General features: G+C 45.8%; 21 protein-coding genes. 18 read left to right on the top strand and 3 right to left on the bottom strand.

The window, feature by feature from the left end; translation table 11 throughout:
* Positions 1-86 precede the first annotated feature (86 nt).
* The 7 genes from B2337_RS04700 (at position 87) to recD (ending at position 11,690) form a co-directional block, all read left to right on the top strand.
* Positions 87-770 carry a class I SAM-dependent methyltransferase gene (locus B2337_RS04700; protein ID WP_292414320.1) on the top strand — a complete coding sequence of 228 codons (684 nt, stop codon included), beginning with the start codon at positions 87-89 and terminating at the stop codon, positions 768-770.
* Complete coding sequence (locus B2337_RS04705) at positions 770-1,546, top strand: lipopolysaccharide kinase InaA family protein (RefSeq protein ID WP_136552982.1); 777 nt, start codon at positions 770-772, stop codon at positions 1,544-1,546. Before B2337_RS04700 ends, B2337_RS04705 begins: the two co-directional genes overlap by 1 nt.
* A gap of 167 nt (positions 1,547-1,713) precedes the next feature.
* Positions 1,714-2,514 (top strand): class D beta-lactamase, encoded by an 801-nt coding sequence (gene blaOXA / locus B2337_RS04710; RefSeq protein ID WP_292414319.1) that lies wholly within the window; start codon positions 1,714-1,716, stop codon positions 2,512-2,514.
* 15 nt (positions 2,515-2,529) lie between these two features.
* Positions 2,530-3,132 carry an HD domain-containing protein gene (locus tag B2337_RS04715; protein WP_136552878.1) on the top strand — a complete coding sequence of 201 codons (603 nt, stop codon included), beginning with the start codon at positions 2,530-2,532 and terminating at the stop codon, positions 3,130-3,132.
* Between the two features lie 142 nt (positions 3,133-3,274).
* The gene (gene recC / locus B2337_RS04720) at positions 3,275-6,475 is read left to right on the top strand and encodes an exodeoxyribonuclease V subunit gamma (RefSeq protein WP_292414317.1); all 3,201 of its coding nucleotides are present in this window, start codon (positions 3,275-3,277) and stop codon (positions 6,473-6,475) included.
* Positions 6,472-9,951: an exodeoxyribonuclease V subunit beta gene (gene recB / locus B2337_RS04725; protein ID WP_292414315.1), complete on the top strand. Its 3,480-nt coding sequence runs from the start codon at positions 6,472-6,474 to the stop codon at positions 9,949-9,951. Before recC ends, recB begins: the two co-directional genes overlap by 4 nt.
* Positions 9,948-11,690 (top strand): exodeoxyribonuclease V subunit alpha, encoded by a 1,743-nt coding sequence (gene recD, locus B2337_RS04730; RefSeq protein WP_292414314.1) that lies wholly within the window; start codon positions 9,948-9,950, stop codon positions 11,688-11,690. Before recB ends, recD begins: the two co-directional genes overlap by 4 nt.
* On the opposite strand, the gene B2337_RS04735 is transcribed toward recD, so the two are convergent.
* A complete protein-coding gene (locus B2337_RS04735; RefSeq protein ID WP_136552886.1) occupies positions 11,687-12,118 on the bottom strand; it encodes a YhcB family protein in 432 nt (143 codons plus the stop codon). The two genes, recD and B2337_RS04735, sit on opposite strands and share 4 nt — an antisense overlap.
* Before the next feature lie 198 nt (positions 12,119-12,316).
* Here B2337_RS04735 and B2337_RS04740 point away from each other — a divergent pair, with 198 nt between their 5' ends.
* On the top strand, positions 12,317-13,777 hold the full coding sequence (locus tag B2337_RS04740) for a helicase HerA-like C-terminal domain-containing protein (protein ID WP_292362518.1): 1,461 nt from the start codon (positions 12,317-12,319) through the stop codon (positions 13,775-13,777).
* Between the two features lie 6 nt (positions 13,778-13,783).
* Here the strand turns inward: B2337_RS04740 and B2337_RS04745 are convergent, their stop codons facing one another.
* Positions 13,784-14,563 (bottom strand): lipopolysaccharide kinase InaA family protein, encoded by a 780-nt coding sequence (locus tag B2337_RS04745; protein WP_247869905.1) that lies wholly within the window; start codon positions 14,561-14,563, stop codon positions 13,784-13,786.
* A gap of 259 nt (positions 14,564-14,822) precedes the next feature.
* Between B2337_RS04745 and ubiK the strand changes: the two genes are divergently transcribed.
* The 8 genes from ubiK (at position 14,823) to B2337_RS04785 (ending at position 20,850) form a co-directional block, all read left to right on the top strand.
* On the top strand, positions 14,823-15,071 hold the full coding sequence (gene ubiK / locus B2337_RS04750) for a ubiquinone biosynthesis accessory factor UbiK (protein WP_136552890.1): 249 nt from the start codon (positions 14,823-14,825) through the stop codon (positions 15,069-15,071).
* A 37-nt stretch (positions 15,072-15,108) separates the two neighbouring features.
* Positions 15,109-15,864 (top strand): hypothetical protein, encoded by a 756-nt coding sequence (locus B2337_RS04755; RefSeq protein WP_136552891.1) that lies wholly within the window; start codon positions 15,109-15,111, stop codon positions 15,862-15,864.
* 42 nt (positions 15,865-15,906) lie between these two features.
* Complete coding sequence (locus B2337_RS04760) at positions 15,907-16,221, top strand: pyrimidine/purine nucleoside phosphorylase (protein WP_069296893.1); 315 nt, start codon at positions 15,907-15,909, stop codon at positions 16,219-16,221.
* A gap of 185 nt (positions 16,222-16,406) precedes the next feature.
* Positions 16,407-17,261: a phosphonate ABC transporter ATP-binding protein gene (phnC, locus tag B2337_RS04765; protein ID WP_292414342.1), complete on the top strand. Its 855-nt coding sequence runs from the start codon at positions 16,407-16,409 to the stop codon at positions 17,259-17,261.
* Positions 17,261-18,124, top strand: coding sequence for a phosphate/phosphite/phosphonate ABC transporter substrate-binding protein (gene phnD / locus B2337_RS04770; RefSeq protein ID WP_292414312.1), 864 nt, complete (start codon positions 17,261-17,263; stop codon positions 18,122-18,124). The genes phnC and phnD overlap by 1 nt, the downstream gene beginning before the upstream one ends.
* A 9-nt stretch (positions 18,125-18,133) precedes the next feature.
* Entirely contained in the window at positions 18,134-18,940 is an 807-nt protein-coding gene (gene phnE / locus B2337_RS04775; RefSeq protein WP_292362521.1) for a phosphonate ABC transporter, permease protein PhnE, read from the top strand.
* 9 nt (positions 18,941-18,949) lie between these two features.
* Positions 18,950-19,966, top strand: coding sequence for a phosphonate dehydrogenase (locus B2337_RS04780; protein ID WP_292414310.1), 1,017 nt, complete (start codon positions 18,950-18,952; stop codon positions 19,964-19,966).
* On the top strand, positions 19,954-20,850 hold the full coding sequence (locus B2337_RS04785) for a LysR family transcriptional regulator (protein ID WP_292414308.1): 897 nt from the start codon (positions 19,954-19,956) through the stop codon (positions 20,848-20,850). Before B2337_RS04780 ends, B2337_RS04785 begins: the two co-directional genes overlap by 13 nt.
* Here B2337_RS04785 and B2337_RS04790 read toward each other — a convergent pair.
* Positions 20,847-22,010: a DUF481 domain-containing protein gene (locus B2337_RS04790; RefSeq protein ID WP_292414307.1), complete on the bottom strand. Its 1,164-nt coding sequence runs from the start codon at positions 22,008-22,010 to the stop codon at positions 20,847-20,849. The genes B2337_RS04785 and B2337_RS04790 overlap by 4 nt on opposite strands.
* A gap of 318 nt (positions 22,011-22,328) precedes the next feature.
* Between B2337_RS04790 and vapB the strand changes: the two genes are divergently transcribed.
* Both vapB and vapC read left to right on the top strand, forming a co-directional pair.
* The gene (vapB, locus tag B2337_RS04795) at positions 22,329-22,568 is read left to right on the top strand and encodes a type II toxin-antitoxin system VapB family antitoxin (RefSeq protein WP_292362525.1); all 240 of its coding nucleotides are present in this window, start codon (positions 22,329-22,331) and stop codon (positions 22,566-22,568) included.
* A complete protein-coding gene (gene vapC, locus B2337_RS04800; protein ID WP_292414306.1) occupies positions 22,561-22,968 on the top strand; it encodes a type II toxin-antitoxin system tRNA(fMet)-specific endonuclease VapC in 408 nt (135 codons plus the stop codon). Before vapB ends, vapC begins: the two co-directional genes overlap by 8 nt.
* Positions 22,969-23,047 lie beyond the last annotated feature (79 nt).

Here is a 23,047-nt window from a genome sequence, read left to right on the forward strand (position 1 = left end):
AATGTATCTAAATAAACTTAAGTTTCCCTTAAGCATGAAGACTGACAATGCCACTTCCTTTCCTTATCAGAGTGAGCATGTCATAGATGTCAAACCTGGATACCAATCAACTTGAATTTTCAGAAAAATATAATGAACTTCATGCCAAAGCCTACTTTTATAAGCATGCAGATGGTTTAGCAAGAAAATTGTCAAATTGGCGAGATCAGCAGATCGCCAGAAAAGCCTTAAAAATTGCGGGTGATCCACTTAGCGTGCTCGATGTACCTTGTGGAACAGGACGCTTTTGGAAGGTACTGACTGAAAACCCTGAAAGAATTGTCTTCGCCAGCGATAACAGTCAGAAGATGATTGATATCGGGTTACAGTATCGTGAAAAACAACTCTCAAAGAAAGTACATACCTTTAAAGCGTCTGCTTTTTCATTACCGGTAAGTGACGGTTATGTAGATAATATTTTCTGCATCCGTTTATTACACCATATTGGTCAATCCGAAGACCGTCTTAAGCTGTTAAAAGAATTTCATCGTGTCAGCAAATCAACTGTGATTGTTTCATTGTGGGTGGATGGAAATTTTAAAGCATGGCGGCGAAAAAAACTCGAGTCCAACAGGGCAAATCGAGATTATCAAAACCGATTTGTCATTCCAAAAAACATTATTGAAAAAGAATTTACGCAAGCGGCTTTTCGTATAAAAGCCCATCTGGATTTTCTGCCGAAATACGCGATGTGGCGGACTTATATTCTCGAAAAAGACGAGAACCTGTGATGCCAAATAACATGAGTCTATCAGGCTTTGCCGCAGGCCAGAACAGCGATACTTTCGATGCCTTTTGGCGTAATAACTCACCTTGGTTTGAAGCACCCAATATTCGTCGTGGAGGCTGGAGTGGTGTTGTGAAATGTGTGGTTGATAGCTTCGGTCAACCGCAAAAAGTCTTTATCAAAAGACAAGAAAATCATGTGACGAAAACGCTAATGCACCCGATTAAAGGCATTCCAACGTTTTTGCGTGAATACCGCAATATTCAATTACTTAATGCTAAAAACATCCCAACTTTGGATGTTTTATATTTTGAAACAAAAGCATCCAAAGCTGTTCTGGTTACCAAAGCGTTAGAAGGCTATGTCAGCCTGGATAAAATTGATTTTCAGCTGTTACCTTCGTGTGACAGAAAAGCTCTGCTAACAAGCACTGCCAAATTGATCCATCATCTGCACCAATACCACTATCAGCATAATTGTCTCTATCCAAAACATATTATGGTTCGTCAGCTAGCCAACGAATGGGATGTAAAACTTATCGATCTTGAGAAATTAAAATATCGGTTATTTAAAAAACGTGCTGCGATCCATGATTTAACAACCTTTATTCGGCATTTGAATGGTCTATGGAGTGCCAAGGATATAGTGGTGTTTTTCCAAGCTTATTTCGGCCAACCTAAAATATCACTCCATTCAAAAAAAATTATTCATAAGATGTGCAAAAAAATCCATCGTAAAGCTCAAGCCAAACAACATGTCCAGTCAGTGTTTACCTCTTGATGACGGTAACAAAAACAGATTTGCCCCGTGCGGATGCGTTTTACAATAAACTTCTGATACTGGGTGCAAAGATAATGGTTTCTGCCTGATATCTTGTAATCAACATTATACTTTCAATAAATGGCGCTTTGGCGCCTTTTTCATGTTTATCTGATGAAGGTACTTTTATGAACCGCGTAGCGCTGATTTTTATTCATTGTGGCTTATTCTTATCTGCAAATACATTCGCTGAAGTGGATACAGAAGTTCGGCCAGACTGGCAGACAATTTTTGATAACCATGCTGCACAAGGCACGATAGTTGTGTTGGATCAGCGCATGGGGAATTCAAAACTAATGGTGTTTAATGAGCCGAGATCTCAACAGCGTTTGCCACCGGCATCGACATTCAAAATTCCCCATGCTTTGTTTGCCCTTGATGCGGGTATCATCAAAGATGAATTTCAGATTTTTCCATGGGATGGTGTGGAGCGTAGTTTTGCCCCGCATAATCAGGATCAGGATTTGCGTTCATCAATGCGCAATTCTGCGGTATGGGTCTATGAGCAATTTGGTGAACAGATCGGTGAGGAAAAGGCGCGTGACTATCTGAACAAAATTGATTATGGCAATGCTGATCCAACTGGAGACTCCAGTACTTACTGGATTGATGGCAATTTGCGAATCACAGCTCAGGAGCAGATTCAGTTTCTCAAAAAGCTTTACCAGAACGAATTACCGTTTGATAAAGCGGATCAGCGTTTGGTGAAAGATATTATGATTGTTGAAGCCGGACGAGAGTGGATACTTCGGGCAAAGACGGGTTGGGAAGGACAAATCGGCTGGTGGGTAGGCTGGGTTGAATGGCCAACCGGACCGGTGTTTTTTGCCTTGAATATGGATACACCAAACCGGCTTGAGGACTTATACAAACGCGAAGCAATCACTCGCAAAGTGCTGCAAATCATCGAAGCATTACCCCGAACTTAATTAAACAGATAAATAATGTCGCCTGAACATAAAACAGATACTAACCTCAACAGTATCACAGACTTTTTTCTTGAACTGGACGCACTTAAACATGTGGAGCGGCGTAGTTTTATTACCGGTGGTAAACGTCGTGAGAACTCGGCAGAACATTCCTGGCATCTGGCAATGGCATGCTGGTCAATCGCCGAACATTTCAATCTTCAACTCAATATGGAAACAGTGTTCAAACTGGCTTTGGTACATGATTTGGGTGAAATTGATGCAGGCGATACGTTTTTGTATGCCAGGGTTCGCAGTGCTGCCCACCATGCCGAACGCACTTGTCTGCAAAGGTTAAACGCTCATCCGGGAAACAGCATTAACGATCTGACTGATTTATGGGAAGAGCAGGAGCTGGGTAACAGCGACGAGGCAATGTTACTTAAGGTTGTTGATCGAATACTGCCATTTTTATTGAATATTAATAATGATGGCAAACCGTGGAAAGAGCACAAAGTAAGAAAGTCGCAGGTCGCAGGAGCGCATGCTTTCATTGCAGAGTTGTTTCCGGAGATTCACCAGTGGATAACACATAATATCGAACGGGCAGTGGCAAAAGGCTGGTTACTCGATCATTGACCAAGCATAATGAAGAAGATATGACTTATTTTTCGCTCACTATTCTCTTGTGAATAACCCATTTTGTTCAATGTGGCGAACGCGTAATGATTGAGTTTTCAGCACAATTCCATCTTCAGCTTTGGATTAAGGGAAACAAAACATGCTGAATGTGATCTACAGCAATTCGATGTCGCAACTGGCTGCGCATCTGGCTGAAACCCAGCAGTTAAATCCCTTACCGCCATTACAAGCTGAAACCGTGATGGTGCAGAGTAATGAGCTGGCCCGCTGGCTTAATTTATTCCTGGCTTCTAATCAATCGATTGCTGCACATATTGAATTTCCGTTTCCGTCTGCATGGTTATGGAAGCTTTTCCGCCAGGTCTGGCCGGAAATTCCCCGCGAGTCGCCGTATTCAACCGATGCGATGAGCCTGAAAATCTTCGAACTGCTACCAACGATCGGAAAACAACCAGAATTTGAAGCGATCAGTCGTTATCTTGGTGAAACTGATGATGCTCGTCAAATGCTGGATCTGGCACAGCGTATTGCCGATAGTTTTGACCAGTATCTGATGTATCGCCCGGACTGGATTGCTCAATGGGAAACGGGTAAAACAAATAATTGGCAAGGCGCTTTGTGGCGATTGCTGACACAGGATGATGACGAACCGATGCATCGGGCGCGGCTGTTACAGAAGATGCAACAGGCACTGAAAAACAAACAGTTTCCAAGCTCAATCTTACCGCCACGAATTGCCATTTTCGGTCTGACAGCGATGCCACCGATTTATTTGGATTTGCTGGCCGAAATCGCTGAATTTACTGACGTCTCGATTTATTTTCTGTCACCCAGCGAGGGCTATTGGGGCGATTTGCTGAATCAAAAATCTCAGGCCAAACAACGCCTGTTATTTGATGAGGAAGAGGATTTCACTGATAACGGCCATCCTTTATTGGCCAGTCTGGGCAAACTGGGTCAGACCTTTTTTGAACAGTTGCAGGCCATTCCACATGAAGCGGAAATGCTCTACCTGCAACCCCAAGCCAGCGATTTACTGAGTCAGCTAAAGCAGGATATTTATCAGCTCGACAGTGATAACCAAAAGTTTACCGTTTCTGCCGATGACGACTCAGTGCAGATCCACAGTTGCCATAGCGCGATGCGTGAAGCGGAAGTGCTACACGATCAATTATTGGATCTGTTTGAAAAACATGCTGATTTATCCCCCACCGATGTGGTGGTGATGACGCCGGATATCGAAAAATATGCACCGGTAATAGAAGCAGTGTTCAGCAGCCAACCCGCCGAGCGTTTTATTCCTTTCAGCATTGCCAACCGAGGTGATGCCCAGCAGCAAACGCTGATTTCGGCCTTTACTGATTTGCTGGCTTTGCCACAGTCACGATTTGATGCTGAAACCATTATGCGTCTGCTGGAATGTGCTGCTATTCAACGACAGTTCCGACTGGATCATACTGATCTCGACACCATCCGAGGCTGGTTACGGGAAACTCATATACGTTGGGGACTGGACGGTCAGGATAAACAAAAACTTGGCCTGGCAGCGTTGGATGCCAATACCTGGCGGGCCGGACTTGACCGCTTATTGCTGGGCTATGCCTTGCCACCGGCAGAACGTGATCAATGGCAGTTATTTAATAACCAACTGCCGATCAGCGGGATCTCCGGTGAACGTGCCCAGTTAATGGCACAGCTTAATGCCTTTATTGATCAGCTCAGTCAATTACGCGATGTGTTAAACAGACCGCGTAGTCCAGCTGACTGGCAAATTGTGTTGGCGGATTGGCTTCGCAGGTTGTTTAAAATTGGTGACGAAAACGAACAGCTGCAATTGGATGCCGTTTTAAAAGGCATCAATTCATTGACCGAATCTGCCCAACAGGTCGGCTTTGAACAAACTTTATCGATTGATCTGGTGCGCGACTGGCTGGATTTGCATATTGAATTGCCCGGCGCCGAACATCAGTTTATGGGCCGTGGCCTCACATTCTGCGACATGGTGCCGATGCGCAGTATACCGTTTGACGTGGTTTGCCTGATTGGTATGAATGACAACAGCTATCCACGTCGCCAACCCAAACCAGGTTTTGATTTGCTTTCCAATGATTACCGGCGGGGTGATCGCTCACGTCGCGATGATGATCGTTATCTGTTTCTCGAGGCGATTCTGTCGGCTAACCGGCATCTGTATATCAGCTATGTCGGGGCCAGCATTCATGATAATGCGGTAATTCCACCTTCGGTGTTGGTCAGTGACTTTAACGATGTACTGAGCAGACGCTTTCAGACAGAGCAGGGTGGCGAGATCTGGGAGCAGTTACTCACACGGCATCCATTGCAGGCCTTCAGTCCACGATATTTTTCTGCTGAAGATAACAAACTGTTCAGCTTTAACGCCGATGCCTGTCCGCCACCACAAAAACAGGCTGAAACCGAAAGCTGGTTTACTAATAAACTGCCGGATGCCGATGACAGCTGGCGCTTTGTCAGTCTCAAGCAACTGATACAGTTTTTGAGTCATCCGGCAAAGTTTCTGGCACAACATCGTCTGGGCCTTTTTTATGAAAATGAGGATGCCACGCTGGAAATTCGCGAACCTTTTGCTTTGGATGGACTGGAAGCCTGGTCAATGCGTCAGCAAATGCTCGATGGCCGTTTAGCGAAAATAGACCAGAGTCAGATTCAACCGGTGATCAACGCCAGCGGCGTATTACCACATGGCTATTTTGGTGAACTGCTGTTTGACCAGCAACTTGAAACTGTGGATGCCTTTACTGACAAATTACAGCCTTTGAGAACTGCTGAGCCGATACCGCCACTGGCATTTGAGTTTGACTGTGAGGGCTTTACGCTCACCGGACAGCTTGAAGGGCTTTCAAAATCAGGACTTTTGCATTACCGGCTGGCGAAAATGAAAGCCAAGGATTTATTAGGGTTGTGGTGTTCACATCTGGTATTGAACTGCTTGCAACCGGAAGGCGTGGCCTTACACAGTCAGCTGCAATGTGAAGATAATTATCTGATGTTGCAGCCAGTTGAAAATCCACAACAACTTCTGGTTGAGTTATTGGATATTTATTGGCAAGGCTTGCATCAACCTATCCCATTTTTACCAAAAACCAGTCTGGCTTATGCTGCAGCGGAGCTCAATGCTGGCAAGGCGGACCCGGAAAAAGAAGCTTATAAGGCATGGACGTCAGGTTTTACTGCAGGTGAAGATGCTGATCCTTACCATCAATTACTGTTTCAACAGTCGCCATTAACGGATGAGTTCCAGAGTTTGAGCTTGCGGGTTTATCAACCCATTTGGGATGCCATGGCAGGAGACAAACTATGAAGCAGTTTGATCTCGATACCACCCCGTTACATGACGTCAATCTGATTGAAGCCAGTGCTGGTACTGGCAAAACCTTTACGTTGGCCGGATTGTATCTGCGTCTGATTCTGGAACATCAGCTGAATGTCGATCAGATTCTGGTGGTGACCTATACCCGTGCGGCGACTCAGGAGTTACGCGATCGGTTACGCAAAAAACTGAGTGATGAACGCAAGCTGATTCTGGATAAACAACCACAGCGCACTGCGGATTTAAAACGATTGGATGTAGCGATTCAAAGCTTTGATGAAGCGGCGATTTTTACCATTCACAGTTTTTGTCAGCAGGTATTGAAAGACTTTGCTTTTGAGTCCGGCAGTCCGTTTGAAATGGATTTGATTGGCGATGACCGTGTATTATTACTTTCTGTTACCGATGATTTCTGGCGTAAAAATGTGGTGCAGGCCGATAACGATTTCAGCGCTTATTTATTAGCCAAAAAACAGACACCGGAAACGCTGCTGCAGTCGATTCGCAATCTGGTAGGCAAACCGTATCTGCAGATTCAGGATTTGCCTGAAGTGGATACTCACGCGGCAAAACAGGCTGCCAGCCAAAGCTTTGAGAATGTTAAACGACTCTGGCAACAACATCGTGATGATTATATTGCGATGCTGAACAATAAAAAGATCCTTAGCGGTAAAAAATATCGTGCCGATTGGGTTAAATCCTGGGTTCAAATGCTGGAGAACCTGCTCAATGAAACCAGTTTGCCTTCCATGGTGTTTGAGCAGTTTGACCGGTTTACCGTTAGTCGACTTGAAGAGGCTTTGGTTGACGGACAGGAGTTACCCTATGCCGAGTTCTGGCAGGCTTGCCAGGATTTTCATCAGGCCTTTAGCGATTATCAGAATCAAAATGCACTGGCGCTGCAACATTTAAGATTGCAGTTGCTGACGTTTATCCGTGAGCATTTACCCCAGCAGAAAACCCAGCAGCAAGTGCAGTCTTATGATGATCTGTTAATTAATCTGTCGCAGGCTTTGCAGGGTCCACAAGGAGAGTGGCTGGTCACCAGATTGCGGGAACAGTTCAAAGCCGCGTTGATTGATGAGTTTCAGGATACTGATCCGGTGCAATACGATAATTTCCGCCGGGTCTTTTCAGCCAGCGGCTTACCGGTATTTTTTGTTGGCGATCCCAAACAGGCGATTTACAGTTTCCGTGGCGCAGATATTTTCACCTATCTGCAGGCTAAACAGGATGCTCAGCAAACTTACACATTAGGCAAAAACTGGCGCTCACATATCTCGCTGGTTGAAGCAGTGAATAGCCTGTTTATGCAAAAGCCATCGCCTTTTATCTATGAGCAGATTCCGTTTGTCGAAGTCGATGCGTCACGTGATAAACAGCCCGCTTTACAAGTGGATGACGGCGAGCAGGCAGCTTTACAGTTCTGTTATGTAGACAGTGATAAACCCCTGACTAAAGAAGTAATGACTGCGGTAGCCGTTGAACAAACAACCAATGAAATTGCCCGCTTATTAAATCTGGCTGCCGACAATAAAGCACGGCTGTTGGATGAAGACACGAAACATATACGACCGTTAACCGGTGGTGATATTGCTGTGTTAGTGCCTAATCACCGGCAAGCCCAGTTGATTCAACAGGCGTTACGGTTACGGGGCATTAACAGTGTGCAGCAGGGCAAGGAAAATGTGTTTGCCTCCAAACAGGCGTCGGATATTTTCTGTTTATTGCTGGCATTGGCACAACCGGATCATCAGCAACGTCTCAGCACGTTATTAGCCGGACCCTTATTTCAATATTCTGCTGAGGCACTGTATGCCATTCAGCAGGATGAATTACGCTGGAATGCTTTGATGGACCAGTTGCAGCTGTTACAGCAACGCTGGCAGCAATCGGGTTTTATGGCAATGTTCCGTGCTTTATTGCAATTGGATAATGGTCTGCAACGTTTGCTTAAACAGGATGATGGTGAACGGCAACTGACCAACTTTCTGCATCTGGCCGAACTGGTTCAGGCCGAATCGGCACGGCAGAATCATCATATCGAATCAGTGATTCAGTGGTTTGCCAGACAGCAGGAAGCCAGTGCAGCAGAAGATGAAACCGCACAACTGCGACTGGAAAGTGATGCAGCGCTGGTCAAAATCATGACCATTCATTCGAGTAAAGGACTGGAATATCCCATCGTGTTCTGTCCGTTCAGCTGGACTGCCAGAACCGCCAAAAACAAAACCGATATTGTGGAATTTCATGATCCGAAAAATCAGTATCAACCCAGTGTCGCATTAACTGACCCTTTATTATCTGAAGCGCAGCAGGTTGCTGAAGAGGAACAGCAGGCAGAGGCGTTGCGTTTGTTATACGTGGCCTTAACACGTGCCAGAGAGCGCTGCGTTATTGTCTGGGGCAATGTTAAGGAGATACAGCAATCCGCGTTGTATCAGCTATTACATACCGAAAACGCTGCCGGTATGCGTGAGGATTTACAGGCGTTGGCCGCCAGTAGTGCCGGCAACATTGCCGTGACCGATTATCAGCCACTAACACCGCTGGCCTATCAGGGCGATCAATCTGCAACTACGGGTTATCAAGCCAGAAGTTTTGAAGGCGTGATCCATAAACCCTGGCGCATCGGCAGCTTTTCATTATTAAGCCGCGGTCATGTTTCTGAACAACCGGACTATGATGCCGAACTGGTCACAGCTGATATTGAAACGCTGAGTAAACGAAATGTGAAAGATCGCTTTGCTTTTGAGCGTGGCCGGCAGGCCGGTAATTTCCTGCATAAATGTCTGGAAAATATTGAGTTCGATACGGCAAACCCTCAGCAGATATCACAAACCGTTGAAAGATTATTGCCCCAGTTTGGCCTTGATATCCAATGGACAGAGGTTGTCAGTCAATGGCTGCAGGACGTATTGAAAACCCCACTGGATGCTGACAATAAGCTGCGCCTGTGTGATTTACCAGCCAGCCAGCGAATTAATGAAATGGCGTTTTATTTTCCGGTGGCCGGCTTGACAATGCCAGCGCTGAAAAAAGTCCTGCAGCAAACCGCCAGGGATTCGGTCTGGCAGAAACTGGCAAACGATCTGACTTTTCAGGATCTGACCGGCTTTATGAAAGGCTTTATTGATTTGGTGTTTGAGTCTGAAGGCCGCTTTTATATCGCCGATTACAAATCCAATCATCTGGGATCTGACCCATCTCAATATCAAGGTGAAGCATTGCAAAATGCCATGCTTAGCCACAGTTATCCGTTGCAGTATCTGATTTACAGCCTGGCGCTGCACCGGCATTTAAAACAGCGCCTGCCGGATTATGATCCGGAGTTGCATTTTGGTGGTGTGTATTACCTGTTTTTACGCGGTATGCAACCGGAGTGGTCACAAACCGGGGTGTATTTTGATCGGCTGGATCGGCAGTTATTGGAAGCACTGGATCAGCTGATGGCAGGTGATTTATGAGTGCGTTGAAACTGCTGAGGGAAGCCGGGTTTTCTGAGTTGGCTTACCAGTTTGCGGCTTACATTTGTCGTCAACAGCAAACAGAAGAACCATTGGTGACTTTAACCGCAGGATTGCTCAGCGAAACCATAAGCGAAGGCCATGTGTGTCTGAATCTGCATGACTTTTATTCACTGAATCCGGCTATCCAGGAGGCGTTACCTGAGTCTTCGCAATGGTTAAAACAATTGCAAAACACTGAGGTTGTGGGGCAGCCGGGTGAATTCAAACCATTGATTCTCACAGCTGATGGCTTGCTGTATCTATATCGCTACTGGCAGTCTGAGCAGCAGGTAGCAACAGCCATACAGCAACGACTGACAACAACGGATGTGCTGCCGGAAACAGCAAAGCTGCAGGTGTTTATGGCAGATTGGCAGAATGATCTGCCTGATATTGACTGGCAGAAAGTGGCGGTATTAAGTGCTTTGCAACGCCAGTTGTGTGTCATTTCCGGTGGGCCTGGTACCGGTAAAACCACCGTGGTGTTAAAGGTGTTGCAGTGTCTGCAATTACTGGAGTCCACACCGCGTATTGCGTTGGCAGCGCCTACCGGTAAAGCCGCAGCACGTTTGCAGCAGGCCATCAGTCAACATACTGGCGAACAATACGCCGCCAAAACCTTGCATCGTTTACTGGGCATCAGTGCCCGTTTTGACCAGGGACGTTATTCAGCAGAAAGGCCATTACCGGTGGATGTATTGATTGTTGATGAAGCGTCGATGATTGATATCAATCTGATGGCGATTACCTTGAAAGCCTTACCGTTACATGCACGATTGATTTTATTGGGGGACAGCGATCAATTAGCCTCAGTTGAATCCGGCGCAGTGCTCGCTAACTTATGTGCCGATCAACCGAGCTTTTCTGCTGAGTTCAGCTCCTGGGTCAAACACATCAGCCAGATTGATTTACCCCCTGCAGGCAACATAAATCCTTTGCAGGATAGTCTGGTCAAATTACAGCACAGCTATCGTTTTGCTGCGGGCGGGCAGGTTGGTCAATTAGCTTTGGCCGTTAATCAGGGGGATGCCGCTCAGGTCACGGATTTATTGGTCAATCAAACACCTTCCGCTTTGGTTGGCCCCACCACAGAACATATCCATGACCAGTTAATAACTGGCTACCAGTTTTATATCAATGCGATTGAACAGCGTGCTGATACCGTCAGTTGTATTCAGGCATTTGAACAGTTTCGGGTGTTATGCGCAGTTAAACAGGGAGGCCAGTCGGTTTATGCAGTCAATCAGATGATGATGAATTTGCTGGCGAAACGGGGCTGGCGAACAGCACAGCCGTTTTATCCCGGCAGACCGATTATGATCACGCAGAATCATTATCGGCAGAATCTGTTTAATGGCGATATCGGGCTGATATTGCCCAATGTCGATGGCGAATTGCAGGCTTGTTTCCTGTTTGGTGAGGAATTACGTTGGTTGCCACTCAGCCGCTTACCGGCACATGAAACCGTCTTTGCGATGACGGTACATAAAAGTCAGGGATCAGAATTTGACCAGATTGCTTTGTTGTTACCGGAAGAAGATTCAGCGGTATTGAGCCGGGAGCTGGTGTATACCGCGCTGACCAGAGCGCGGCAAACCGTGCAGATTTTGTCGACACAGCCTGTATTACAGCAGGCTGTGCAACGTCGACATCAGCGTGAAAGTGGTTTGGCGAAGTTACTTATGGAAAACAATTAATAGTCTTTTAAGGCTGCTTTAGCCTTGAGTTTTTCTTCATGCAGTTTCAGATCTTCAGTCAGCTCGGGTACGACGTGCTTATTTGCATCGGGACCATCTAACAAAGCACCGGCACGATCCGGTAACACTTTGTGTTCAGTGAAATTACCCAATTTGTCATAGCCTTCCGTCAGATGATCGAACATCTCTTTGTAGGGCGCTGCAATGGAGACAAATAAATTTGCAGTTTTCTCATGATAAGCATGTACTTCTTCCTGATAGGCATCCAGTTCAGCCTGAACCTGCGATAATTGACGTTCATGTGCCTGGGTCAGTTGCTTCAACTGTTCAGGGCTGCCAACAGGCTGGCGGCGCCCCACCAGAAACCCCACAATCCCTGCGATAACAACTGCAACAATGCCGATGGCCCATAATTCAATTGATGTCATGACAAATCCCTAATGATATCTTTGCAAAAAAGCTTATTATTAAACGTTACGGTGAGGCGGATAACCCGCTTTGATAGATACAGCATAGCTTGCATCATAATAGTCCGCAAACAGATAACGTGTTTGCAGGACAATAAAGTTGACCATATTTTGCTGTTGAATATCCCACCCAATAGAGACTGATGATAAGGAGAGCACATGGCGCAACCAATGTTTGTAGGACAGGCTGACCAAGCAGTTTTTTTACTGCCACAAATGGCCAATCGCCACGGACTGGTAGCGGGCGCAACCGGTACCGGTAAAACAGTGACCTTGCAGGGGCTTGCAGAAGGTTTCAGTAATATTGGTGTGCCGGTGTTTGCGGCGGATATCAAAGGTGACCTGTCCGGCATCAGTCAACCCGGTAAAACGCATCCTAAAATCACTGAGCGCGTTAATTTGATGCAGCTGGATGATTTTCAGTTTTCAGGTTTCCCGACAACGTTCTGGGATATGTTTGGAGAGCAGGGGCATCCGGTTCGCACCACCATATCGGATATGGGGCCTTTACTGTTGTCACGGCTGATGAATCTCAATGACACTCAGCAGGGTGTATTAACGCTGATTTTCCGTGTAGCCGATGACAACGGCTGGCTGGTGCTGGATCTGAAAGATTTACGTGCCATGCTGCAGTTTGTTGCAGAAAATGCCAGCGAATTTCAGACGTTATACGGCAATATTTCAGCGGCCAGTGTCGGAGCCATCCAACGTCGTCTTCTGGTACTGGAAGATCAGGGAGCAGACAAACTGTTTGCCGAACCGGTTCTGAATCTGGACGATCTGTTGCAAACCGATGCACAGGGCAAAGGCATCATCAATTTACTTGCTGCTGATAAATTAATGCAGTCTCCGCAGTTATACAGTACGTTTTTACTATGGCTGATGGCTGAGTTATTTGACCAGTTACCGGAAGTGGGTGATCCGGAGAAACCCAAACTGGTGTTATTTTTCGATGAAGCGCATTTGTTATTTGATGATGCACCAAAGGCCCTGCTGGATAAGATTGAACAGGTCGTGCGTCTGATTCGCTCCAAAGGCGTTGGCGTTTATTTTGTGACCCAGAATCCGACCGATATTCCTGACAGCGTGCTGGGACAATTAGGTAATCGTATTCAACATGCACTTCGGGCTTATACCGCCAAAGATCAGAAAGCGGTTAAAGCCGCCGCTGAAACCTTTCGTGACAATCCAGCCTTTTCGACCACGGAAGTCATCACCGAAATGGGTGTGGGTGAAGCGCTGGTTTCCATGCTGGATGAAAAAGGTCGTCCACAGATTGTGCAGCGAACCATGATTAAACCACCACAGGGACAGATTGGCCCCATCACACCACAACAACGTCAGCAATTAATGCAAAGCTCTTTGGTGGCGGGTGTTTATGAAAAAATGCTGGATCGTGAATCAGCCCATGAAATTCTTGCCGAACGCGCTGAAAAAATGCAAAAGGCAGCACTGGCCGAACAAACTGAAGCGGCAAAAGAATCGGTCAAACCGGCTCGTAAAAGTAATCGCGAGTCAGTATTCGAAGCGTTTGCCAAAAGTGCGATGCGCTCGGTGGGCAGTCAGATTGGCAGACGTTTGGTGCGGGGAATATTCGGGTCGTTATTAAACGGAAAATGATTTTTTTCAGTTTGGGGCAGTTAATTGGTTAAAAACGATTTTACTTTTTGTAGCGTTTTTTATTTGTAACTTTCGCCATAATTTTTTGGATCTGGGTGAAAGCTTTTCTTCCTGCTGATAAGTTCGGAAAAAAAATATTCGATCTTTCTCGGACCAGTTTCCAACAGAGTGGCGATACAGCGTAATCAGATCGCGATGAATGGCCCTGGTTTTAAACAGTTGCCATTTAAGTTTTTCCAGATCAATAAAACGAACCCGCCATTCACCATTCACGTATTTAACAAAAATATGCTTTGGATAAAGACAGTTATGCTGGAAATGATACTGATGCATCAGCCTTAAATTTTTGGCTACCTGGGTGAGTAAGGCTCGTTTCTGCAGACGATCCAGTTTCCGTGATGCGATATCCAAAGGTTGATAATCATTAAGCGCTTTAGTCACTAAGATGGCTTTCATACCTTGTTGTTCAAAGAACAATGGCTTGAGCGTCGGAATGTTCTTTTTGGTCAACCTCAGGATATTGCGATATTCCTTGGAGAACGTCGCTTCTCCCTTGAAGGGGTGAAGCCATGTTTTACTCAGGTGATTTTCCTGGCGCTTTATAAAAGCATCAACGGCACCGGTATTTGTATTGACAGCTTGCCTGATGACGCCACTCCAGCCACCCCGACGAATATTGGGGGCTTCAAACCAATTAGTGTAAAGATGCCAAAGTGATTCAAAATCAAGAACACCTTCACAGGATTGGTTTTCGGTCAGCCGTTCTGATTTTGCCTGCGTCATCATTATCAATAAGTTGAATAGATGGGGTGAGAATATTCCAAACCTTTATTGTTATTCAAGTTATTTGTAATATTTTTGTCATATTTGAACTTTTATCTCTGAACCATGCAATTATTTATGCAAATTTTTGCCTGAAGTAAGTCTGAACTTGGAAGTTTTTCAGCTACCCGTCCAGCAGCAAAATTTCAGTAAGTTTTCCTTTCCCGTAGAATAGACAATGAAACATAAACAGACCCCTGGACTCTAGATCAAAGGAACCAACATGATTGATCCGAAAAAACTTGATGAAATTGCCGACACCATTACCCGTGCCTTGCCACCCGGCTTGTTGCAGATGCGGGATGATGCCGAAAAGAATATTCGTGCTGCGATGACCTCCACGTTCAATAAACTGGACTTAGTCACCCGTGAAGAATTTGAAGTGCAATCGCAGGTTTTATTGCGTACTCGTGAAAAACTCGAAGCGTTGGAAAAACGTGTCGAAGAGCTGGAGCAGTTAACCAATAAATAAAAGCTTTACCATAACTAAATAAGGAAGTTAGAGAGAGATGAAAAAAACAGCTATTCTGATTCCATCAGCCCTGTTGATGTTAACCATGCCAATGATAGCAACTGTGCAGGCAGATACGTCTTCACAATCAGCGACCACCATCAGTCAAAACCAGCAGCAGAATTTGCAGGGACACTGGGTGGATACGTCCGGTCGTGGTGTTTTAACATTTGATAACGGCATCGCTTTTTTATCACCGACCGGTGAAGCTGATCCGCAAAATACTTATCAGGTGGAATTATCCGGCGATGGTCAGTTAACCATGACTCCGGCTGAAGGCAGCAAAGCCTCAAACAAAACCATCGAGACGCAGGTGGATTGGCAAAAACAAAGCTTCAGTTTCAATAACGGACTTTATAACTTTGTGCGTCCACCACAGATTAGCGAACAGGAACTGGACGGCTACTGGCATGAAGAAGCCGATATGCAGGGCGCAAAACATATTCGTGCCATGGAATATAAAAACAATGCTTCCAGCTATGATTATCACTGGTGGCGCGTGACGCCCGCGTTGGGTACTTTCCAGAAAGGTGTGGATCGTGATGTGTCATTAAAAATGCAGCATGGTTTTGTCTTTACCGATCCTAAATCAAGCAGCCCTTATGTGCATTACGCTATCAAAAAAGACGGCGATACGATTCATTATGTCGATCGTAACGGTGCCACCTGGTCAGAAACCAAAACCGACAGTCTGTATGTCTATGAAGTACCTAAAGGGTATAAAGAGATGAAAGACTGGATGACAGCCCGCTAACTCAGGCGTATATTCCTTCAAATTTTTACTAGAGAGAGCCGTATGTCTACATTCGAAAATGTCACGGTGACCCGTGAAGCCAATATCTATTTCGATGGCAAAGTAACCAGCCGCAAAGTGACATTTGAGGATGGCAGTTATAAGACCCTTGGCATCATGATGCCGGGCGAATATAAATTTGGTACCGAGAAAGCCGAGTTAATGGAAATTCTTGCCGGACAATTGCGCTACCGTCTGGATGGTGACACGGATTGGACGCCGATTACCTACGGTCAGTCATTCAATGTACCGGCCAATTCATCATTCGATATTGAGATCACTGAGTTAGTCGATTATTGCTGCAGCTATCTCGATTAAGTTTTCAGTTAATCTAAGTGATAAAAAACCGCCGTCTGTTATGGACCGGCGGTTTTTTTATGTCGACTGGTCAGTCACCTGTCATCAAATGGTCATCTAATCTTCATTTGCCAGTCATATTTACACCTTAGCATTCCATTGTGAACCGCAATACTGCGGTGCTTAATATTGCGAAAGGTGATGAAATGACGTTTAAAAAAACACCTCAGCCGATTCTCTCGATTGAGAATCTCGGGATTACCTATCCCGGTGGAATCGAAGCATTACGTTCAACCTCAATTGATTTTCAACGTGGCGAATTCAATGTGCTGCTCGGGCTCTCCGGTGCCGGAAAATCTTCATTATTACGCGCGCTTAATCATTTAGTGAAGCCCACCTCGGGCAAGGTAACTTCAGCCGAATTCGGTGTGCTGGATAGTCAGCGTACTTTACGTCGACATCGGCGTAAAACGGCCATGGTGTTTCAGCATCATCAACTGATCCTGCGTCACACCGCTTTGCAGAATGTACTGATGGGCCGTCTTGGATATCACTCTTTTTTGCGAAGCCTGTTGCCGATGCCTCACGCTGATTTGGAGCTGGCATTACATTGTCTGGATCGCGTCGGACTAGCCGACAAAGCCTTGTCTCGTGTCGATCAATTATCCGGTGGACAGCAACAACGTGTTGGTATTGCCAGGGCTTTGGCACAGCAGCCAACCATCATTCTGGCGGATGAACCGGTCGCCAGCCTGGATCCTTCTACCTCTGAAAAAGTCCTGTCCCAGTTAAAACAAATCTGTGCTGAAGATGGCATCACCACCATCGTTTCCTTGCATCAGCTGGAATACGCCAAACGCTTTGCAGACCGCATTATCGGCCTGGCGAATGCACAGGTTGTATTTGATGCCGCACCGGATCAATTGGACGACACACAACTGGCATTGATTTATCAGCAACCGTCTACGCTTAAAAACGATAAATCAGCCAAAGACAAACCCCGCTTATCTGCTCAACAAAACTTACCCACTAAAACTGCAACACAACTGGAGATTGCCTGATGAAACTGTTTAAACAATTACTGTTAGCCACATCCATGCTAGTGACAGCTATAGCACCAAGTATGGCTGCAGACGCTGATCCGGATATCCTGAAAGTCGCTTTACTTCCCGATGAAAATGCGTCAGAACTCATCAAGCGTAATCAACCTTTAAAAGATTATCTTGAAACAACGCTGAATAAAAAAGTAGAACTGATTGTTACCACCGATTATTCCTCAATGATTGAAGCCATGCGTTTTGGACGTATTGATTTGGCGTACTTTGGCCCGCTTTCTTATGTCATGGCCAAATCAAAAAGTGATATCGAGCCGTTCGCCGCGATGGTGATTGATGGGGTACCAACGTATCGATCAATCATTATTGCCAATGCCGATTCGGGCATTGAATCCTATGCCGATATCAAAGGTAAAAAAATGGCTTATGGCGATCGTGCTTCAACCTCCAGTCATTTGATTCCTAAAACGGTATTAATTGAACAAGGCGGCATCGAAGCCGACACCGATTATGAACAGCATTTTGTCGGTACTCACGATGCGGTTGCCGTGAATGTCGCTAACGGTAATGCCGATGCCGGTGGTTTGTCTGAAGTGATTTTCAACTTCGTGGTGGAACGCAAGCTGATTGATCCGGCCAGGGTAAAAGTGTTGGGACACAGCAAACCTTATCCGCAGTACCCATGGGCAATGCGCTCTAATCTGAATGATGATTTGAAAGCTAACATCAGAGATGCGTTTGTCAGTCTGGATGATGAAGAAGTGCTGAAGAACTTTAAAGCCGAAGGGTTTGCACCGATTACCGACGCTGATTATGACGTGATTCGCGATATGGGCAAATTACTCAATCTTGATTTTTCCACGATGTAAGGACGTTTTATGAGTACGCAAGTCATTACACATCAAGATGCACTGAAACGTTACAGCCAGCGCTGGAAAAAACAAACTCTGCAGGTGATGGCCTTACTGGCCATCATTCTGCTGGCTGCCTGGTATGTGAATGTACTTAACTTTGAATTACTGGCAAATGGTCTGCCAGCGATTGGCACCCTGGCTGGTGAGTCGTTTCCCCCTGACTTTACCAATATCCGTAACTGGTTTTCCCCATTGTTAGATACGCTGGCAATGAGTATTGCCGGAACGGCAATAGCTGTGATGTTTTCGGTTCCGATGGCGTTTCTGGCCGCACGCAATACAGCGCCACATGGTCTGGTATTTCAGCTGTCACGTATTGTGTTAAATGCACTGCGATCGGTGCCTGAACTGATCATGGGTATTATTTTCGTGGCCGCAGTGGGCTTTGGTGCGTTGCCGGGTGTATTGGCATTGGCATTACATTCAATTGGTATGGTCGGTAAATTTTTTGCCGAAGCGATTGAACATGTGGATGAAGCTCCGGTTGAAGCCGCCCGTGCAGCCGGTGCATCGCCGATGCAGGTGTTATATCACGCGATTCTGCCACAGGTGATGCCGCAGTTTGCCGATGTGGCGATTTATCGCTGGGAATATAACTTCCGTGCTTCCACAGTCATGGGCATGGTCGGTGCCGGTGGTATCGGCTTTGAGCTGATGGGCTCATTACGCATCATGCAATATCAGGAAGTATTTGCGATCCTGCTGGTGATTCTGCTGATGGTCACATTAGTTGACGCGTTAAGCGGTGTGTTACGCAAAAAATTCAAGTAAGGGATGACAATGAAACCCAAACTGGTGATTACCCATAAAGTACACGATGAAGTGCTGCAAATGCTGGCGCCGCATTGTGATTTGATAACCAATCAGACGACTTTCAGTTTGTCCCGAAACGATACTATGCAACTGGCACATGATGCTGACGCACTGATGGTGTTTATGCCGGATAGAGTGGATGCAGACTTCCTGAAAGCCTGTCCGAATCTGAAAGTGATTGGTGCGGCATTAAAAGGCTATGACAACTTTGATGTCGATGCCTGCACTGCAAATGATGTCTGGCTGACCTTTGTACCGGATTTGCTGACAGTTCCTACTGCCGAACTGACGATCGGTCTGATGGTTGGCCTGATAAGGCATATCCGGGCAGCAGATGAGCATGTTCGAAGCGGCTATTTTAAAGGCTGGCGTCCACAGTTTTACGGACTGGGTGTGGAAGGTTCAACCATTGCCATTATCGGTATGGGGGCCATTGGACAGGCCATTGCTCAACGGCTTAATGGTTGGGACGCTAAGCTGGTTTATACCGATCAACAAGCATTATCTGCTGAGCAGCAGGATGCATTAAATCTTGAGTTTATGACTCTGGATGAAGCGCTTGCCAAGGCAAATATCGTCATTATGGCATTGCCATTAAACTCACAAACCAAGCATCTGATGAATCAACAGCGTTTACAGCAGATGCAGCCGGGATCTTTTCTGGTGAACCCCTGTCGTGGATCGGTGGTTGATGAAGCTGCTATTTTGCGATTGCTGGAGAGTGGTCACTTAGCCGGTTATGCCAGTGATGTGTTTGAAATGGAAGATTGGGCCCGTGACGATCGACCCAATGAGATCGATCCCAACTTCTTAGCACATCCCAATACGTTGTTTACAGCACATATCGGTTCGGCGGTAAGCAATATTCGTCTGGCCATTGAAAAACGTGCTGCTGAAAATATCCTCAGGGTATTGCATGACGGGCAGCCATTGGATCCAGCCAATCAAATACGCATAGAAAGGAAACAATCATGCTCAATCTAGTCTGGCTGAAAAGTTTGATAACGGTGATTGAACAACACAGTTTTCAGGCGGCTGCTATTGAATTGGGATTGGCGCAACCGACGGTAACTCAGCACATTCAAAAATTGGAAGACATGCTGTCAGTATCATTGATTCAACGTGGCCGAAGCGGATGTCAGCCAACCGAGCACGCATTGCGTCTGTTGCCTTATGCGGAGAGCATGTTACGTCTCCACGATCGGGCTTTACAGGCGATGCTGACGACACCCTCTGTAAAAGTAGGGGCCAGTTCCAACATCGGTATTTATCTGTTGCAACCCTATTTGCAGGATTACCTCAGCAGTCAATCACTGGAGCAGGAAAAACTGGATCTGCTGATTGATGCGAATCCAAGCATTGCCGAAAAACTGGAAAATGCTGAAATTGATATGGCATTGATGGAGTGGTGGTCACCTAAAGCCGGATTTGAATCGCATATCTGGAAAACGGAACCGTTGGTGTTGATTGCACCACCCACACATCCGTTGGCAAAGCTGCCGGTTATCACGAAATCCATGCTGGCAGGGTTGAATTTAATTGGCGGTGAATCCGGCAGTGGCACCGGTCGTTTACTGAAAAACTATCTGCATGAATTTCAGCAGATGCCCAGCATCACGATGCAGTTGGGCAGCACTGAGGCAGTCAAACAGGCGGTCAGAGCCGGTTTAGGCATCTCACTGGTATTTGCTTCTGCGGTAGTGGATGAAGTCAGACACGGAAGTTTAACGGCCATCCCTCTGGAGGATAATACGCTGCAAAAGTCTATTCAGCTGGTCTGGCGTCAACACCCGACCGTTCAGTATAAACGGCCGGGGTTTGTTGAACATTTACTGCAAAACGCGATGGTACAAAATACGCTGAGTTAATCCCAGTCATACACCAGATTCAGCCGATAGTTGGTATCCGTTGTTTCAGCATCTAATGCAGGTTGGCTGTTGTACTGGCTTCTCAGGCTTGCCCGTAACTTCCAGGCTTCGTCATTGGTAATCGGCATTTCAGCACCAAAATTAGTGACTAATAAATAGTTTTGGCCTGGGCTGCTGAAGGATGGATAGTAGGTCAAATCGTGAAACAGATTTAAACGGCTATTGAGGTTATAGTTGGTCTCATAGCCGAGAACACCGGTTGGATCTTTTTCGGTGGTGCCATCAGAGTAACTTTCAAAACGATAACCGACACCGGCAAAGCCTTTGAAGATTAAATCCGGTTCACGAATAAAAAATCGCCCCAGACTGGCTGTGGTAATCGCTCGTAAATCCAGCTCTTCAAAATCATCAATCTCAAAATCAGCACTGCCACGGGCAAAATAGTTTTCACTGATATCACGTTCCAGTTTGATTCCGGCCAGTTTTTCATTTTCGGTCTGCTCGTCATCTTCCTTGGCGTAGTTGATTTCCAGATACATGCCCAGTCTTTCATTTGCTGTTTCCCGATGCAGTTCCCCTCGGCCAGTGACCGCCATTCTGTCAGTGTTACCACTGGCACCTTGTACACCAAATGCCAGACTTCCACTCCACGGATCCAGCAAGGCTTCACGTTCTGCCCGAAGTTGCTGCACTTCGGCTGTGTAAGTTTCTTCCAGCTCGGCTTTCTCCTGCGCCTGAGCGGTTTTGATTTGCTCAATTTTCTGCTGATATTGCTGTTCCATTGCCGCAGTTTGCGGTTGCACCGCATCGGTTTCCCACAGTGTATTAATGCGTTTCGGATCAATATCCACTGTGCCAAACGCTGTACCAGTCAATTGATGCTGGCCCTGTTCATTAACCGTCAGCTGACCCAGAACCCGGTCACTGCTATCCAGTTCAATCAGGTGTTTCTGATCGGTACTGATTTGCGTTACCCGACTGAAATCAACGGTGACTTCATCGGCAAAAGCGGTATCCATAATGACTTTGCCTTCAGAAATCTGTTTGATAGACCCTTTAAGAATACTGCCATCATCAAGCAGAATCTGATCCGCTGCGAGGCTGGTGGAAGTGAGAAGAAGAATGGTGGAAATAGCGCTGCTCAATCGACGTTGAAGCATGATTTCTCCGTGTTTTATTAAGGTCTTCCGTGAATCTATGCTGATTGTGTGATGGATAACCTTTGGTTCAAAAATGCTTTACCAAGGATGCGAAACGGCAACGATATAAAACGACTGTAGGAAAAATTAGCTAGACGATTTATTCGCGGTTTGGAAAAACGACTCTGAAAGACCCTAAAAAATAAAACGTGAAAATAGTGTGAAGGTGAAAACAGGTTTAATTAATTTTTTAACTAAAAAACAATAAATTTGTATATAGTCTTGATGTATATATTGTATTATATATACAATGACTCTATACATTTTGGAGAGCAATTTATGGCTACAGGATCAGTATTCGAAAACAATAAAACTCAAGCAGTGAGGCTGCCTGCAGAAACACGATTCCCAGAGGGTATTAAACGCGTTACGGTTCGGGTGTTAGGTTCAGAAAGGGTATTGTCGCCGGTCGATAATACGTGGGATAGCTTTTTCCTGGCACAACAGACTGTGACGGATGACTTTATGACTGAACGAGCAGACCAGCATCAAACTGAACGGGAATCGTTTGATGATTAAATATATGCTCGACACCAATATCGTGATTTATGTCATAAAGCGTAGGCCAATTGAAGTTTTAGATATTTTTAATCGGCATGCAGGACAAATGTGTATCAGCAGCATCACTATGGCTGAATTGCTGCATGGTGCAGAAAAAAGTGAACGAACTGAGCATAATCTAAAAGTAGTCGAAGACTTTGTTTCGCGTTTGGAAGTAATGGAATACGGTATTAAAGCGGCGTCACATTACGGCGATATTAGGGCTAAATTGGAAAGTAAAGGTACGCCCATAGGCGTGAACGATATACATATTGCGGGTCATGCTCGAAGCGAAGGACTGACCTTAGTCACTAACAATATCCGCGAATTCGAACGAGTTGAAGCATTGAGGTTGGAAAACTGGCTGATAACCAAATAAACATTTCGATAGAAACTGATAACCCGTTTTGATTAAGCCAGGATTGAACTTCATCCTCTGGCTTATATCCGCTAGAATC

Source organism: Methylophaga sp. UBA3192, from assembly GCA_002363955.1.
Classification (GTDB): Bacteria; Pseudomonadota; Gammaproteobacteria; order Nitrosococcales; family Methylophagaceae; genus Methylophaga.

Coding starts and splice junctions, on each gene's coding strand:
- B2337_RS04700 (WP_292414320.1), top strand. CDS start 87: ATGTCAAACCTGGATACCAATCAACTTGAATTTTCAGAAAAATATAAT.
- B2337_RS04705 (WP_136552982.1), top strand. CDS start 770: ATGCCAAATAACATGAGTCTATCAGGCTTTGCCGCAGGCCAGAACAGC.
- blaOXA (WP_292414319.1), top strand. CDS start 1,714: ATGAACCGCGTAGCGCTGATTTTTATTCATTGTGGCTTATTCTTATCT.
- B2337_RS04715 (WP_136552878.1), top strand. CDS start 2,530: ATGTCGCCTGAACATAAAACAGATACTAACCTCAACAGTATCACAGAC.
- recC (WP_292414317.1), top strand. CDS start 3,275: ATGCTGAATGTGATCTACAGCAATTCGATGTCGCAACTGGCTGCGCAT.
- recB (WP_292414315.1), top strand. CDS start 6,472: ATGAAGCAGTTTGATCTCGATACCACCCCGTTACATGACGTCAATCTG.
- recD (WP_292414314.1), top strand. CDS start 9,948: ATGAGTGCGTTGAAACTGCTGAGGGAAGCCGGGTTTTCTGAGTTGGCT.
- B2337_RS04735 (WP_136552886.1), bottom strand. CDS start 12,118: ATGACATCAATTGAATTATGGGCCATCGGCATTGTTGCAGTTGTTATC.
- B2337_RS04740 (WP_292362518.1), top strand. CDS start 12,317: ATGGCGCAACCAATGTTTGTAGGACAGGCTGACCAAGCAGTTTTTTTA.
- B2337_RS04745 (WP_247869905.1), bottom strand. CDS start 14,563: ATGATGACGCAGGCAAAATCAGAACGGCTGACCGAAAACCAATCCTGT.
- ubiK (WP_136552890.1), top strand. CDS start 14,823: ATGATTGATCCGAAAAAACTTGATGAAATTGCCGACACCATTACCCGT.
- B2337_RS04755 (WP_136552891.1), top strand. CDS start 15,109: ATGAAAAAAACAGCTATTCTGATTCCATCAGCCCTGTTGATGTTAACC.
- B2337_RS04760 (WP_069296893.1), top strand. CDS start 15,907: ATGTCTACATTCGAAAATGTCACGGTGACCCGTGAAGCCAATATCTAT.
- phnC (WP_292414342.1), top strand. CDS start 16,407: ATGACGTTTAAAAAAACACCTCAGCCGATTCTCTCGATTGAGAATCTC.
- phnD (WP_292414312.1), top strand. CDS start 17,261: ATGAAACTGTTTAAACAATTACTGTTAGCCACATCCATGCTAGTGACA.
- phnE (WP_292362521.1), top strand. CDS start 18,134: ATGAGTACGCAAGTCATTACACATCAAGATGCACTGAAACGTTACAGC.
- B2337_RS04780 (WP_292414310.1), top strand. CDS start 18,950: ATGAAACCCAAACTGGTGATTACCCATAAAGTACACGATGAAGTGCTG.
- B2337_RS04785 (WP_292414308.1), top strand. CDS start 19,954: ATGCTCAATCTAGTCTGGCTGAAAAGTTTGATAACGGTGATTGAACAA.
- B2337_RS04790 (WP_292414307.1), bottom strand. CDS start 22,010: ATGCTTCAACGTCGATTGAGCAGCGCTATTTCCACCATTCTTCTTCTC.
- vapB (WP_292362525.1), top strand. CDS start 22,329: ATGGCTACAGGATCAGTATTCGAAAACAATAAAACTCAAGCAGTGAGG.
- vapC (WP_292414306.1), top strand. CDS start 22,561: ATGATTAAATATATGCTCGACACCAATATCGTGATTTATGTCATAAAG.